General features: G+C 61.9%; 14 protein-coding genes and 1 pseudogene. 5 read left to right on the top strand and 10 right to left on the bottom strand.

All coding sequences use genetic code 11. The features are described from left to right. Positions 1-126 precede the first annotated feature (126 nt). Positions 127-537 carry a hypothetical protein gene (locus tag CK230_RS33190; RefSeq protein ID WP_176480176.1) on the bottom strand — a complete coding sequence of 137 codons (411 nt, stop codon included), beginning with the start codon at positions 535-537 and terminating at the stop codon, positions 127-129. Positions 538-783: 246 nt separating this feature from the next. Between CK230_RS33190 and CK230_RS32625 the strand changes: the two genes are divergently transcribed. The 4 genes from CK230_RS32625 to gspG all read left to right on the top strand — a co-directional run bounded on the left by CK230_RS32625 (position 784) and on the right by gspG (position 4,329). Next, positions 784-987 carry a hypothetical protein gene (locus tag CK230_RS32625; RefSeq protein ID WP_141246072.1) on the top strand — a complete coding sequence of 68 codons (204 nt, stop codon included), beginning with the start codon at positions 784-786 and terminating at the stop codon, positions 985-987. A 245-nt stretch (positions 988-1,232) separates the two neighbouring features. Continuing rightward, positions 1,233-3,359, top strand: coding sequence for a type II secretion system secretin GspD (gspD, locus tag CK230_RS22070; RefSeq protein ID WP_095819260.1), 2,127 nt, complete (start codon positions 1,233-1,235; stop codon positions 3,357-3,359). Positions 3,360-3,361: 2 nt separating this feature from the next. Beyond that, on the top strand, positions 3,362-3,856 hold the full coding sequence (locus tag CK230_RS22065) for an A24 family peptidase (protein ID WP_095819259.1): 495 nt from the start codon (positions 3,362-3,364) through the stop codon (positions 3,854-3,856). Next, positions 3,856-4,329: a type II secretion system major pseudopilin GspG gene (gspG, locus tag CK230_RS22060; RefSeq protein ID WP_095819258.1), complete on the top strand. Its 474-nt coding sequence runs from the start codon at positions 3,856-3,858 to the stop codon at positions 4,327-4,329. The genes CK230_RS22065 and gspG overlap by 1 nt, the downstream gene beginning before the upstream one ends. A gap of 53 nt (positions 4,330-4,382) precedes the next feature. On the opposite strand, the gene CK230_RS22055 is transcribed toward gspG, so the two are convergent. From CK230_RS22055 to CK230_RS22015, 9 genes are all read right to left on the bottom strand, one after another. Next, positions 4,383-4,889, bottom strand: a complete 507-nt coding sequence (locus tag CK230_RS22055) for a type II secretion system protein GspJ (protein ID WP_245430016.1) — start codon at positions 4,887-4,889, stop codon at positions 4,383-4,385. A gap of 212 nt (positions 4,890-5,101) precedes the next feature. Beyond that, positions 5,102-5,467, bottom strand: coding sequence for a prepilin-type N-terminal cleavage/methylation domain-containing protein (locus tag CK230_RS22050; protein WP_095819256.1), 366 nt, complete (start codon positions 5,465-5,467; stop codon positions 5,102-5,104). Beyond that, complete coding sequence (locus tag CK230_RS22045) at positions 5,464-5,937, bottom strand: GspH/FimT family pseudopilin (RefSeq protein WP_095819255.1); 474 nt, start codon at positions 5,935-5,937, stop codon at positions 5,464-5,466. The genes CK230_RS22050 and CK230_RS22045 overlap by 4 nt, the downstream gene beginning before the upstream one ends. Continuing rightward, a complete protein-coding gene (locus CK230_RS22040) occupies positions 5,934-7,151 on the bottom strand; it encodes a type II secretion system F family protein (RefSeq protein WP_095819254.1) in 1,218 nt (405 codons plus the stop codon). The genes CK230_RS22045 and CK230_RS22040 overlap by 4 nt, the downstream gene beginning before the upstream one ends. After that, complete coding sequence (locus tag CK230_RS22035; protein ID WP_095819253.1) at positions 7,151-8,791, bottom strand: GspE/PulE family protein; 1,641 nt, start codon at positions 8,789-8,791, stop codon at positions 7,151-7,153. The genes CK230_RS22040 and CK230_RS22035 overlap by 1 nt, the downstream gene beginning before the upstream one ends. Before the next feature lie 3 nt (positions 8,792-8,794). Then, positions 8,795-9,691, bottom strand: a complete 897-nt coding sequence (locus CK230_RS22030) for a hypothetical protein (protein WP_095819252.1) — start codon at positions 9,689-9,691, stop codon at positions 8,795-8,797. Beyond that, positions 9,681-10,232 carry a hypothetical protein gene (locus CK230_RS22025; RefSeq protein WP_095819251.1) on the bottom strand — a complete coding sequence of 184 codons (552 nt, stop codon included), beginning with the start codon at positions 10,230-10,232 and terminating at the stop codon, positions 9,681-9,683. The genes CK230_RS22030 and CK230_RS22025 overlap by 11 nt, the downstream gene beginning before the upstream one ends. Further along, positions 10,229-10,831: a type II secretion system protein GspM gene (gene gspM / locus CK230_RS22020; protein ID WP_095819250.1), complete on the bottom strand. Its 603-nt coding sequence runs from the start codon at positions 10,829-10,831 to the stop codon at positions 10,229-10,231. The genes CK230_RS22025 and gspM overlap by 4 nt, the downstream gene beginning before the upstream one ends. Before the next feature lie 4 nt (positions 10,832-10,835). Continuing rightward, entirely contained in the window at positions 10,836-11,879 is a 1,044-nt protein-coding gene (locus tag CK230_RS22015) for a PilN domain-containing protein (protein WP_095819249.1), read from the bottom strand. A 303-nt stretch (positions 11,880-12,182) separates the two neighbouring features. Here CK230_RS22015 and CK230_RS22010 point away from each other — a divergent pair. Continuing rightward, positions 12,183-12,496, top strand: a pseudogene (locus CK230_RS22010) (LuxR C-terminal-related transcriptional regulator); the annotation flags it as partial. Positions 12,497-13,334 lie beyond the last annotated feature (838 nt).

Raw genomic sequence — 13,334 nt, 5'->3', positions numbered from 1 at the left:
AAATTAACCAACGGGCCCAAAATCATTCGATCCAAAACTCATCAATTTATCTGGCAGCGCCCGCTTAATTCCCGAGGAAATAAGCGTAAGGCTTTGATACGTAATAGTTGGTGGGCCCGGAGGACGTCAATAAGCAGCTGATTTTATTATCTTTTTCGTGGGCACCAAAACGCGAATTTTCCCGTATCGTTCCTTATGGTTCCGGGGCCCAATTCGCCCGAATTCCGATTCTATATCGGCGCTGGCTAGGCCCGCCTCAAGCGCCTCTCTTATCTTCAGGTTACCTGGACTGAGTATGGACTTTCCTGATCGCAAGGTTTGTCGTCCAACTTTGATGGAAGCAGCGGTCGAAAAGTTCGAACAATGGTAATCAAAATTCTTCTTGAGGCGTGCTTGTGGCCGCTGGATGCTAGTAAAGGCCGACAAAAAAACAACAACAATAATGGCAATGGAAACGGCAACGACGGCGGCGGCGGCAACAGTGACAAAGGCGGAAACAATGCCAATAATAAATGAAATAGGAATGCGTGATATCATCAATGATGCATCGATTGGCACGTTCTCAATAGGGAGGAATTTAAGTGAAGTTGGGAACGAGGTCGGCCCTCCCGAACATTGGGGATTTTCGCCGGGAGGAGCTTTGAACTTTTATATTGGATATGGACCGCTTGAAGCTTATATAATGACACGTGAAACGTAGGAATTTTCAATTTCATACGACTTAAAGCATTCAAATTCTCAAAAAAGGCATTAATATTGCGGGGAAAATTCACTGAGAGCGCATTGAAGATTAACATAGACAAAATCTGGCGAACGCCAGAAGGAGCACAATCTGAGTTGCGTCGGATTGGCGTGATGTTCTCTACCGATATTCGAGAGCCAGTTAAAGTTGATACGTCATCCGTGGTAAATATCGGAGATAAATTAAAGCTATATTTTGGTAAATATGATTCCTTCGAACCGTTGGGCAGTATCGAGCTTTCCTGAATTTAACATAAATTTATGCAGAAGTTGATACAGTAATTCTGTGCCTTTGCCGGCTTGATCGTGACCGGGGCCGGACTAGCGGTCCCGACAATGCAGCTGAGCACCGAAAGTTTGTTTCTATTGACAGGGACTGCCCTAATCCGACCTGAACCCACCAACCCTGTGGATAGACTCCGAACATCTCCATCAATCCCGACATCCGCCCGCACGAAGCCCTAAAGTAAACCACCGGGGGAATCGGGTGGATGCTAGGGAAGTCAGTCAGTCGCGTCGTGTTTTGCTTGCTGGTGGCGATCGGCGGTTGCCAGTCGCCGTCGGGCGGGGATTTCTTCACCGAGACCGTCGAGAGCCTGCATGCCAAGAATTCGCCCCTGCGGGCGGGCTATACCGGACCCGCGACCATCGGCTTGGCGGCGGAGCGGGCGCAGCGCTTCAATGGCGCGCAGTATCAGGGGTCAGGCGACTTCGTCGGTTCCTCCGCGCCGGTCGCCCAGGTGACGGGCGACGGCAGCGGGAAGTATGAGCTCAACCTCGTCAATGCGCCGGTGGCGCAAGCGGCCAAGGCGGTGCTTGGCGATGCGCTTCAGGTTAACTACGTCGTCGACCCGCGCGTCCAGGGCACGGTGACGCTGCAGACCTCGAAGCCGGTGTCCAAGGAGGCACTGTCGGATATTCTGGAATCGGCGCTGGCCGTGAACGGCGCCGGCATCGTCAAGCGCGCCGGCACCTACCAGGTCGTGCCGCTGTCGGAGACTTTGTCGAGCACGCCGGCGGTCAGCGTGCCCTCCGTCTCGCCGTCTGGTCCCGGCGTGAAAGTACAGGTCATCCAGCTGCAGTTCATCGCCGCCGATGAGATGAAGACCATCCTCGAGCCGATCACGCGGCAGGGTTCAGTGCTGCGGGTGGATTCGACGCGCAACCTCATCACCGTCGCCGGCAACAACACCGATCTCGCGGCAATCCGCGAGGCGGTCTCGGTGTTCGACGTCGACTGGATGCGGGGCATGTCGGTGGCGCTGCATCCGCTCAAGGCCTCGAAGCCGGAGGCCGTGGCGACGGAGCTCGATTCCATCTTCGGCACCAAGGACGGTCCCGGCGCCAAGGTGATCCAGTTCATCCCCAACGATCGTTTGAACTCGGTGCTGGTGATCACGTCGCGTCCCGCCTATCTGGCGCGCGCCGCGACCTGGATCGGCAAGCTGGACCGGCTTGCCGAGACCAACGAGCAGCAGCTTTTCGTCTACCAGATCCAGAACCGGCCGGCCAAGGAACTGGCGTCCGTGCTGAGTTCGGTTCTCGGCACCACGGTCAAGACCGAAGGAGGCTCAGCCGGCTCCAATGTGTCGCCCGACATGACGCCGATCGCCATGCAGTCGGACGGCGTCACGCCGGCGCCGCTGACCGGGCCATCGCCTTCACTGCCTCAGCAGGACAGCGAGGGCCCTGCCCATGCCACGGTCGTCGCCGATGTCGAAAACAATGCGCTGCTGATCCAGACCACGGCGCGCGACTATGAGCGCATCCAGCAGATCCTGGCCAAGGTGGACGTCTTGCCGACGCAGGTCATGCTGGAAGCGGTGATCGCCGAGGTCACGCTCGACGACGATTTGAAATACGGCCTGCGCTGGTTCTTCGAGAATGGCGGCACCAAGGTCTCGGTGTCCGACCTGGCCAAGGGCGCCGCCTCCGCCTTCATGGGAGGTTTCAGCTGGAGCTACGCGACCGACAACATCCAGGTGACGCTCAACGCACTCTCCTCGATAACCGACGTCAACGTCATTTCGGCGCCTACGATCATGGCGCTCAACAACCAGAAAGCGATCCTGCAGGTCGGCGACCAGGTGCCGATCCTGACCCAGCAATCCCAGGACACCGGCAACGGCACCGCGCCGATCATCAACTCGGTGGAGATGAAGGACACTGGCGTCATCCTGACGGTGACGCCGCGCATCAACAACGCAGGTCGCGTCATGCTCGACATCCAGCAGGAGGTCAGCGACGCCACCCCAACGAGGAGCTCCGGCATTGATTCGCCGACAATCCAGCAGCGCAAGGTCCAAACGCGCGTAATGGTCAATGATGGCGAGACGCTCGCGCTTGGCGGCCTCATTCAGGAAAAAAACAGCGTCGGCCGCACCCAGGTGCCGATCCTCGGCGACATTCCGGTTATCGGCAACGCGTTCAAGCAGAAGGATGACGGCATCAAGCGGACCGAGTTGATCATCTTCATCCAGCCGCATGTCGTTCGCGATATCAACGAGGCCCGCGAGGTGACGGAAGAGTTCCGTGGGAAGATCAATCTGCAAACGCCAATCCAGCAGCGGCGCGGCGGCACCAAGCTGCGGCAGGATGTGAAGAGACTGGCCTACTGACGATGCAAACGGATGTCGCCATCCTGATCGTCGCCGGCTTGGTCCTGGCCAACATCCTGATGGCCATTGCCGTCGTCGACTTCAGGCGGCAGGTCATTCCCGACCCACTCAACATCGCGCTCGCGGTGAGCGGGTTTGGTTTCCAGATGAGCGTCCAGCGCGACAATGCGGTCATGCAGGTGCTCATCGCCGCATTGACGCTGGCCGTCTTCTGGGCGCTGCGGCGCGGTCATTTCCTGCTCACGGGCAGGATCGGCCTCGGCCTTGGCGACGTGAAGATGCTGGGCGCGGCGGCGCTGTGGATCAACCCTTTGCTATCGCCGGTGCTGCTGTTCGTCGCGAGCGCTGCCGCGCTGCTGTTTGTCGGCGGGCAAGTCGTTGCCGCTGGGCCCGCAGCGGCGCGAATGCGTGTTCCGTTCGGGCCGTTCATCGCGCTCGGACTGGCTTGCAGCTGGATGCTCGAACAATTTTTCGGACTGAATTTGGGGATGCTGTGATGCAGGTTTTCCATCGTATCGGCTTGACCGGATACAAACGGGGCAGGACCGAAAGCGAACGGCCCCACGATAGCGAAGCCGGCTTCACCCTGGTCGAGCTCTTGGTCGTGCTGGCCATTATCGCGCTGATCGCCACGCTAGTGGCGCCGCAGGTGCTGCGCTATCTGGGTTCCGCCCGCACCAGCGCGGCCAAAGCGCAGATCAAGAACATCGAGAGCGCGCTCGAACTCTACTATGTCGACAACGCCAAATACCCCTCCAACGACGAAGGCCTCAAGGCGCTGGTGACGGCGCCGCCCGGCGAAACGCATTGGAACGGTCCGTATCTGAAGACGACCAGTGGTCTTACCGATCCGTGGGGGAAGCCGTATATCTATGAGCTCAAGGCCGATGCCAGCGGTGTCGTGATCAGAAGCTTAGGCCGCGACGGCAACCCTGACGGGGCCGGCGAGGATCAGGACGTAGCGAACTGATGAACGCGTTCTGATTGGAGCCGGGCAGAGCCGGGGCGAACAAGAGATTGCCGTCAGTTATCGCGCCCGCCCTGCAGGCTTGCCAGGTTCAGCCGCGCAAAGCCGTCGGACGCATAGGTCGCGCCATCCCTGGCGACGGATATCTTGAAGCGGATGGCGGCCGGAAGGCGGCGGTTGAGCTTCCAATCGGCTGACCATGATCCCTTCGAGCCGTCGAGATATTCGAAGCGCATGCCGGTCACGCCGGCGATCAGCGGCACGGTCACATTGCCCGTCTTGTCATCGGCCCCCGCCGCGCCGCCCCGCCGCGGCATCTGAATGACGGTCAGGCTGTTGCCGGTGGGCTGGATCACGATCTGCCTCAGCGCGGACGAGCCGAAGCCGATCGCCATGATGCCGTTGAACTGCAGCCGGTCGGGTCCGCCGCTGAAATAGATCACGTCGTCGGGTGTCGACTGCATGAGAGGCAGGGCCTCGGCATTGCCGAGCGCGGTTTCGAGAAACCGTGCCGCGGAGTCCACCTCCATCTGCATCTGGGTGGCGTTCTGGATACGTATCATCGTTCGCGCATGGCCGAGAAAGGTGACCATCAGCGCGGAAACCACGCCCACAAGGGCGAGGCCAACCAGTACGTCGATCAGCGCAAATCCCTCGATCGAAGATCGGTCGGTTGCCCGGTGCGTTCGCCCGGTAGGCGCTTTCCTTTGGAGATGCTGCGTCCTTCGATGGGACGAAGCTGCGAGGAACGAGGTCGCCTGAGAAAACAGGCCGCTCATTGCGGACCCCGCCGCCCGGCAGGCACGAAGGTGAGAAATGTTCCCGCCGCTGTCCCGCTCTTTTCAATGACGATGGCATCGAGCTTTGCCTTGCCATCCCCCATCGGCCGAACCTTGACCGTCCAGCCGGATTGGGCGAGCGCGCCGAGTCCGGCCGTTCCGCCGCTTTCGGCATCGGCGTCGTATTGCGCCATGATGGCGCGGACCTTGCGTGCCGCTTCCAACTGTTCCCGCGCGGCCACGATGCTGCGGCTGGCAAGCACGATCGTCTGGCTGGCGATGCCGAGGACCAACGCCAGAATGGTCATGGCGACGATCATTTCGAGGATCGAGAATCCATCTTCGCTGTCCGCCGGCGTCATGGCTTCATCGTCCCGCTGGCGAGCCCGGTCAGCCAGTTCACCGCGATATGCGACGCTTGGCCGCCGCGCCGCAGGTCGATTTCAATGCCAGACGAACTACCATCGGGAAGGAAGGTCAGGGCCGCCTGGCGGTCGCCCTGCACCGTTTCGTGGCCGGTGGTGACGGTCATCCTGACATCCGCGGGCAGACCGAGCAGAGGCCTGTCCGCAAACCGGATCGTGCGGCCGCCGATATCGATGACGATCTGCTGCGGCCGGGCCGTGGCGATCGCGCGCATGCGCGACATGCGCATGCGCGAAACGATTTCGTTCGATAGCGTATCTAGACTGTCCGACCGATATCGCTGGACGATGCCGGGTGCCGCTATTGCAGCGAGGACGGCAATGATGGCCAGCACGACCATCATCTCGATCAAGGTGAAGCCGGCAGTGGTCTCCGCTCGTTGCGGCGCGGCGGCGAATGTCCTCATTGCAGCGCCAGATCGTTGATGCTGAGGATCGTCGTCATCACCGAGACAACCAGGCTGCCGACAAGGAAGCCGAGCGAGATCGTCATCGCCGGCGTCAGCAGCTTCAGCAGCGTGTCGATGCGACGCGTCACCGCCGACTGCAGCATTTTGCCGGCGCGGTCGAGCACGACGGGAAGCGCGTTGGCGTCGTCACCAAGCGAGATCAGCGACATTGTGGCATTGTCGAACAGCTTGGCATTGGCGGCGGCATTGTGCAGCCGCGCGCCATTCGCCACTTCCTCCTCGATGGCGGCAAAGCTCGCTTTCAACGATGCCTGCTGCGAAACATTGGTCGCCAGCCGCAGCGCCTCGCTCATCGTGACGCCGTTACCCAGCAGCAGCGACATGGTTTCGAGATAGCGGGCAAGCACCGCGTTGAGGACCAGCGGGCCGATCACCGGCACTTTGAGAAGCCAGCGCGAGAAGGCGCTTTTCGCCGCGGGAGACTTCGAGAGGGCGAGATAGAAGAGCAGCGCCAGCAAGGCAGCGAGCGGGAAGACGAACGGATAGTCGTTGAAGACGCGGCCGAAGGCGGAGAGCATGCGCATGGTGAAAGGCTTGCGGGCGGAAGACCCCTCGAAGATCGGCTCCAGCGCCGGCACCAGCACCGTCGCCAATATGACCATGGCGCCGCACATCACCAGGAGCAGGAAGGCTGGATAGGTCAGCGCCTCTATGATCGAAGTCCTGCGTTTGGCCCTGGCCTCGAATGCATCGGCCAGGCGCTGGCAGATAAAGGCCATCTTGCCGCTGCGCTCGCCGCTGGCAAGCAGGGCGGCGACATCCGGCGTGATGCCGGACAAGGTCAGGAAGGCATCGGCGATGGAGCGCCCACCTGTGGTGAGGTCCAACACGGTCTGCAGCTGCTGGCGCCTGGCAGCGTTGCCCTCGCCGGAAATCACCGCGTTCAAGGCGCGGTCGATGGTGAAACCGGCATTGAGCAGCACCGAAAGCTCGGCAAAAAGCCGGCTGAGATCGACGCGCCGCGTCAGCGTGAGGCTGGCCTTGCCCGGCAGCCTGATCTGCGCCTTCTCCTCGCTTGCCGGCACCAGATGGTAGGAGCGGCGGCCCTGCTGGGCGAGCTTGCGGGCGGCCTCCTGCTTGGTCGGCGCCTCGACGACTCCGCTCTCCCGGGCGCCATCGGCGAGATAGGCGCGATAGGCAAATGCCGGCATCAGCCGCCTCCACCGAGGTCGATGACGCGCCGCACTTCCTCTAATGTGGTGACTCTACGCTCGACCAGCGTGGCCACGTGCACGGCCATCGGTATCAGATCGGCTTCCGAAGCCGCCTTGCCGATCTCCAGCTCGCTGGCGCCCTCGTCGATGAGAGCCGCGATGCGCGGTGAAACTTGCAGCATCTCGTATGTCACCGTGCGCCCGCTATAGCCGGACCCGTTGCAGCTCTTGCAGGACGCGACATTGTCGGCGCCGCGGCAGGCCGGGCAGACGCGCCGCAGCAGGCGCTGTGCGATTACGCCGCGAATGGTGGCGCCGAGCAGATAGCCGTCGACGCCCATGTCGCGCAGGCGCGTCAGCGCGCCGGCCGCGCTGTTGGTGTGCAAGGTCGAAAACACCAGATGGCCGGTCAAAGCCGCCTGGATGGCGATCTGCGCCGTCTCGCGGTCGCGAATTTCGCCGAGCAGGATGATGTCGGGATCCTGGCGCAGGATCGAGCGCAGCGCCGTGGCGAAATCGAGATCGATCGCCGGGTTGACCTGCAACTGCGTGATGCCGGCCATGCGGTATTCGACCGGGTCCTCGACGGTGAACACCTTGACATCGGGCCGGGAGCACTCGGCCAGGACCGAGTAAAGCGTCGTCGTCTTGCCGCTGCCGGTCGGGCCGGTCACCAGCACGATGCCGTTGGCACCACGCGACATCTGCCGGATCTTGGCCTGTGCGGCTTCGTCGAAGCCGAGCTTTTCCAGGCGCAGCTCGACGCCTGCGCGGTGGAGGATACGCAGCACGATGGCCTCGCCATGGATCGACGGGATGACCGAGACGCGCAGATCGACATCGCGGCCGCGCACGGCAATGCGCAAGCGCCCGTCCTGCGGCAGCCGTCGCTCGGCGATGTTCAGCCGCGCCAGGATCTTGATGCGTGTCGAGACACCGGACAGCATCGCCGACGGAGCCGTGTCGACAACGGAGAGCATGCCGTCGTTGCGGAAACGGATGCGAACGTGGTCCTCGAGCGGCTCGATATGGATATCGGTCGCCTTGGCATCGACGGCGCGGTGGATGGTGTCGGCGACGAAGCGAACGATCGGCGCCTCGCGGGCGAAATCCTTCAGACGCTCGAGATCGTCCGAGCCGAAATCGGCCAGCCCGGCGCTGCCGGCTTCGAGCGATACCGCTTCCGCCGCCGAGCGCTCCAGCCGGTCGATGCATTCGCCGATCATGCGCCGCGGCAAGACGCGCAGCGACGGTGTCCTTTCCCAGTGGAAGGCCAGCGCATCGATGGTCGCCGACGAAAAAGGATCCGCCACCGCCACGACCAGCTGGCGTTCGTCCATCTCCAGCGGCAGCACGGCGTTTTCCTTGAGATAGGAGAGCGGCACGCTGGCCAGAATCTGCGGCCTCAGCTCCTCCGGCAGCTCGGCAAGCATTGGCACGTCGAGGAAACGACATAGGCTGCTGGCCAGCTCCTGCTCGCCGATCAGGCCGAGTTCGGTCATCACCGTGTCGAACGGATGCCCCGATGTGCTCGCCGCGCCCAGGGCCCGCTGGACGCTGTGCGCGGTGAGGATTTTTTCGCTCTCCAGGAAGGCGAGAAAAGCTTCGATGCGGGAAGTCTGGAGCGCGGCGTTCATGGTCTAGCTCCAGCGGGCCAATATCTGCGCCACGGTCGTGCCAAAAAGTCCGTCGCAACCGATGGCGGGCACCGATGCGGCAGGGCTGTCGATTCCGGCGGCGGGCATGCGCAAGAGCCGGACGAAGCCCGTGGCGGCCAGCGCCGATCTCTCGACCACGAGCCCGGCCTGGCCGGCAATGCCCGAATCGTCGCGACGTGCGGTGACCTCGACCGTATAGAGGCTGCCGCCGTTCTTGTCCGGATCGGTTGGCTGCTCGGCCTGCGACGCCGTGTTGACGAAATTGCGCAGCCTGTTCGGAGCCTTGGCCAAAAGGATCGCTCCCTGTTTGAGATCGACGGTGAAGATTGCGTAGAGATCGCGCAAAGGGATCGAGGCGAGCTCGGAAAATTCCCGCAATTCCGATACGGATTCGAAGGCCGCGAACTTGTTTTGACTTGGGCCGAGCGAAGAGCGCGGCTGCGTGCCGGCGGCAAAGGCGGTGGGCGGGCTTCTGAAGGCGGCGATGGCCTTGGCGATCTCGCCCGCCATCCGCGGATCGAAGCCGAACGACGCAAGGCCTTGCGCCAGCAACTCGTCGGTGGCGGCGTTGAGATCGATCAGGCCGCGGTGATCCTGGACGCTGAGCTCGAAGCTGAAATGTCCGGCATGGCAGCGCACGGGCTGGGCATTTTGCGGCAATTTCGACGTCGCCGAACCGTCGAACAACTCACTGGCCACGACATTGACCAGGCCGTCGGCGACCATCGCGAGCCGCTGCTGCTCAGTCTCGTTGGCAGCGATCATCAGCCGGCCGCGCGCAGTCAGCGCGAAGGGGGCGACGATCGCGGAGACGATCAGCATGAACACCAGCACGGCAACCAGCGCGAAACCCGCATCGTTGTACCGATCAAAGGCCATCGCCGCCTCCGGTGGCCGTCGGCGCCGGCGGGTAGAGCAGGATGCGGGCCGATTTCCCGCCCTGCTCCAGGGTCGCCGCATCCTTCTCGACGTTTGCCACCGTCCAGCCGTCGATGGTCTCGCCATTGCCGTACCAGTTGGCCGTTTCAGCGCCTGCCGATTTGAGCAGGGCGCGCGCACTGGCGCCATTGATGCTGATGCCGAGCAGCGCGGGCGCCTGAAGGGGCGGCGCGCTCGCCACCGGCTGGGCCGGCGGAGTGGAATCCGACGCCACTTGGGCAGGCGCCGGCGCCCGTTCGGCGACGGCGACGAATTTGCGCCGCGTCGGCGTGAACAATGGGCGCGCGAAGGTCTCGGCAAAGCCGGTGCTATCTGCGGCTGCAGGCAGACCCGGGGCGCCGGCCGGTGCTTCGCGCATGTTGCGCTGCGCAGATGGGGCGGTCGGCGAGATGTCGACCGGCGTTTCGTAGAGCAAGACATTGGTGAGCGCCAGCGCGGCGGCGGCAAGACCGAGACCGAGCGCCACCCCGAGCCGGATCATGGCGCCGCCCCTGCCGCGGCCGTGGCTATGCCCGGCGGCAGCGCGCCATAGAACAGCACTTCGCCAAAGATCTCCGGCTCGACGTTCGGAGTTTCGGATGGGACGACGTTGGTGACCCGCAAGGTGGCTTCGCGGACGAACAGCACTGGCAGCGTGGTTTCGAGGCTGAGCATAAGGCCGTGAACGCCTTCTACCGTGCCCGAGACATTGGCGCGCAGGCCGAGATAGGCGACGCCGTCCTCGTTGAGCGCCGGCGCGTTGCCGGCCGACAGCACCACTAGCTTGTTCGAGGCGGCCATCGCATTCAGCCTCGTCTGAAGGGCGCCGCGAATGACCGCTTCGCTCTCGCCGGACAGGAACTCGCCATTGCCGGCGGCCGCGGCCGGCGAGGCGGAGGCCTCCATCGTCTTGGCCAACGCCACCACGGCCTCGATCTGGCCCAGCGTCTCGCGTTTCTGGTCGATGTCGGCGCTTGCCGAAGCGATGCTGCCCAGCGCGGCAAAGATCAGCCAGCCGGCCATCAGCACGCCGAAGGCGGCGATAGTCAGGGCCAGGAAGCGGCGGACCAAAAGGCGGCTGTTGAGGATCGCGGTCAGCATCGGTTCAGGGCTCCTCCACCTTGGCCGTGATGGTGAAGCGCTCGCCGGTCTGTCCCGGAACCCTGGTCACCGGCGAGGAGAATTCCGGCGCGGAAAACAGCGGCGAGGCGTCGATGGGCTGGATCAAGTCGGCGGCGGAGGTGGAGAAGCCGGTGATCGTCAGCTGATCGCCCTTTGAGGAGAGATCGCTCACCCAAGCGCTGTCGGGCAGGAGCCGCGTCAGCTCCGCCAGAATGCGCACCACAGGCACCGCGTTCTTCTTCTCGGCGCGCAGCTTTTCGGTCTGCTCGAGCTCGGCCTGGCGCTTCTGCAGCGAGGCCCGCGCTTTCCGGGCTTCGACCTGAGCCCTGGCGATCTCGTCGTCCAACACGCTGCCGGCCTGCCAGCTGCGCCACTGCGCATGACCATAGGTCGCAACAAAGCCAAGAAGGACGGTTGCGACGGCAGCGGTCCAGGCGCGCCGCGCAAACCGATCGCGCGCGCGGGCGGGGCAGATCGCCGCCAGGCTGAGCGCGTCGGGCCTCAGCATCTGTCCAGCATCTGCGATGCTCAGCGAGGCGAGATCGCCGCCGACCGCCTTGATCGCCTCCAGCGCCGCCGCCACGGTCCTCTTCTTGACGACGAGGTAGGACGAGCCGCCATCCGCCCTGTCGGCAAAGACGATATGGACCTTCGACAGGTCGATCGGCGTCGAGGCCATCAGGTCGAGCTCGGCCATGTCGCGCGCCTGCCGCACGGGCAGCCGCCGCGCGCCAAGCTGCCGCTTAAGCAGAATCGCGCTGTCGACGCGGATGGCTACAGAAGGATGCCTGCGGCCGGAGCGCAGGAGTGCCGCGATCTCGTCCGGGGTGGCATCGAGCGGCAGCGGCGGCGACTGGAATTCAGGCCCACCCGCCGCATGCACGCGGATGCCGTCGTCGGCAATGGTAGTGGTGAAGTCGGAAGGTTTCGGCTGCCTTGTCATGCGGGCAAGGCTCGTCCAGGCAGCGCAAAGCTCATCGCGCCACCAGTCGAACCCATCCAGGACCTGTGCCTTGTACGTCGCCATGACGCCCCACCCGGTAGCCGCGGCTGATTCTCGGCCGGGCGTGCGTTTGTAGTTTACAGGCGGTGTTGGGCGCGCGTGTGAAACAAGATGGGGACGAGGCTTATTAATCACAGGTTTGTGGCGAGCGCGGACTGCCTGGGCTAAGGCTAACCTATGCCGCCGGTGAGACGGTCCTCTTCCACTGCAACGGTGCCCTTTTGGAATAGTCCAGTCTGAGCGTGCGCTGCCTCACGGACGCGAGGCATTTTGGGAGAGGCGATGAGAAATCGGCTGATAAAAAGGTTTGCACTGGCACCGTAATCCTCGGTGATAGATGGCGCCGTCTATGTGCCGGAGAAGTACGAGGGTCAGCCGCCGGACCCCGACAGCACCGCCGCGCCGACATGGTGCTGCGGCTGGTCAGGCTGACTCCGCAGCGGCTGAGAGTGCCGCAGATGCTGCACCAAGGCATGCTCAACAGGCAGATCGCCTACGAGCTGCAGGCGGGCGAGACGACGGTCAAGGCGCATGTCTCGGAGATCCTGCGCAAGCTCAACGTGTAGAGCAGGACGCAGGCGGCGATCGAGGTTTCGAAGCTCGACAATGCGGAGCTTTTTCGGGATCAGGCGGGGTTTTGAGGAGGTTCAATCAGTTAGCGCCGAAATAAGTGCACTGTCACCGCAATTCAGGAGCGAGGAACTCCCACTGCGAGCATGACAGGCAATTAGTGCACCGTCACCGTAATTATTGTCCTCCCCATTGCTGCGTTGCGTGCGACAGGCCGGGAACGATGATCCGGGCAAGACGAGCCACATGCTTAGTTCAGGGGCGACGGACTTCAACAGCGAGCATGGCAGGTGACTGGGTGCACTGTCGCTACAACTCCACAAATCGACTAATGTGTGTCATATATGTATTATACAATACCGGACTTCTCTTTCAACTCCCTATGCCAGTCAAAATTGCTACTTTGTACACTTTTTGATACGTACACGGTCCTTTTCCCAAAAGACACCCTTTTTGAAATATTTTTTGTAAAATTGGTAATATCTTTATACAGCGCAATGAGGTTTTCATGGGGACGTATGTGCTCACCGTTGCTTCTTACAAAAAAAGTAGTATATCCTATCGAAATGTAGAAGAAAAATCCTTGGAGGGCAGCGAACCTCCTCGATCTCATTTTTAAGTGCCCGTCGCCTTCCAGCTCGATGAACATACTCCACTTATGGCCATCTTTTTCGAACTTTGCTACCTTTGGCAGATCTTGGGCAAAACTAGGATTTTTGATAGCTATATATGTATTTTCGGATGAAGTTAGATCATCGACACCGTTGCTAATAATACTCTTTACCGAATCTGAGTTGGCTCGAATGTACCATATTTGCGAATCGTAGGCGAGCAAGCGGGAAAGCATCTTTCGATAGTCTTCTTCGATTAGGATAAATTCACATATTGCCATATTAACCTGTTTCTTGC

Origin of the sequence: Mesorhizobium sp. WSM3859 (assembly GCF_002295065.1) — a bacterium.
In the GTDB taxonomy this organism is placed as follows: domain Bacteria; phylum Pseudomonadota; class Alphaproteobacteria; order Rhizobiales; family Rhizobiaceae; genus Mesorhizobium.
Note: the sequence above shows the minus strand (reverse complement) of the source record. Positions and strands in the feature narration are given on the sequence as shown.

Bases quoted from the DNA above. Each gene is read 5' to 3' on its own strand.
- CK230_RS22025 (WP_095819251.1), bottom strand. From the start codon at position 10,232: ATGATCCGGCTCGGGGTGGCGCTCGGTCTCGGTCTTGCCGCCGCCGCG.
- CK230_RS22015 (WP_095819249.1), bottom strand. From the start codon at position 11,879: ATGGCGACGTACAAGGCACAGGTCCTGGATGGGTTCGACTGGTGGCGC.
- CK230_RS33190 (WP_176480176.1), bottom strand. From the start codon at position 537: ATGATATCACGCATTCCTATTTCATTTATTATTGGCATTGTTTCCGCC.
- CK230_RS22040 (WP_095819254.1), bottom strand. From the start codon at position 7,151: ATGCCGGCATTTGCCTATCGCGCCTATCTCGCCGATGGCGCCCGGGAG.
- gspD (WP_095819260.1), top strand. From the start codon at position 1,233: ATGCTAGGGAAGTCAGTCAGTCGCGTCGTGTTTTGCTTGCTGGTGGCG.
- CK230_RS22065 (WP_095819259.1), top strand. From the start codon at position 3,362: ATGCAAACGGATGTCGCCATCCTGATCGTCGCCGGCTTGGTCCTGGCC.
- CK230_RS22055 (WP_245430016.1), bottom strand. From the start codon at position 4,889: ATGATACGTATCCAGAACGCCACCCAGATGCAGATGGAGGTGGACTCC.
- gspM (WP_095819250.1), bottom strand. From the start codon at position 10,831: ATGCTGACCGCGATCCTCAACAGCCGCCTTTTGGTCCGCCGCTTCCTG.
- CK230_RS22050 (WP_095819256.1), bottom strand. From the start codon at position 5,467: ATGACGCCGGCGGACAGCGAAGATGGATTCTCGATCCTCGAAATGATC.
- CK230_RS22035 (WP_095819253.1), bottom strand. From the start codon at position 8,791: ATGAACGCCGCGCTCCAGACTTCCCGCATCGAAGCTTTTCTCGCCTTC.
- CK230_RS22030 (WP_095819252.1), bottom strand. From the start codon at position 9,691: ATGGCCTTTGATCGGTACAACGATGCGGGTTTCGCGCTGGTTGCCGTG.
- CK230_RS22045 (WP_095819255.1), bottom strand. From the start codon at position 5,937: ATGAGGACATTCGCCGCCGCGCCGCAACGAGCGGAGACCACTGCCGGC.
- gspG (WP_095819258.1), top strand. From the start codon at position 3,856: ATGCAGGTTTTCCATCGTATCGGCTTGACCGGATACAAACGGGGCAGG.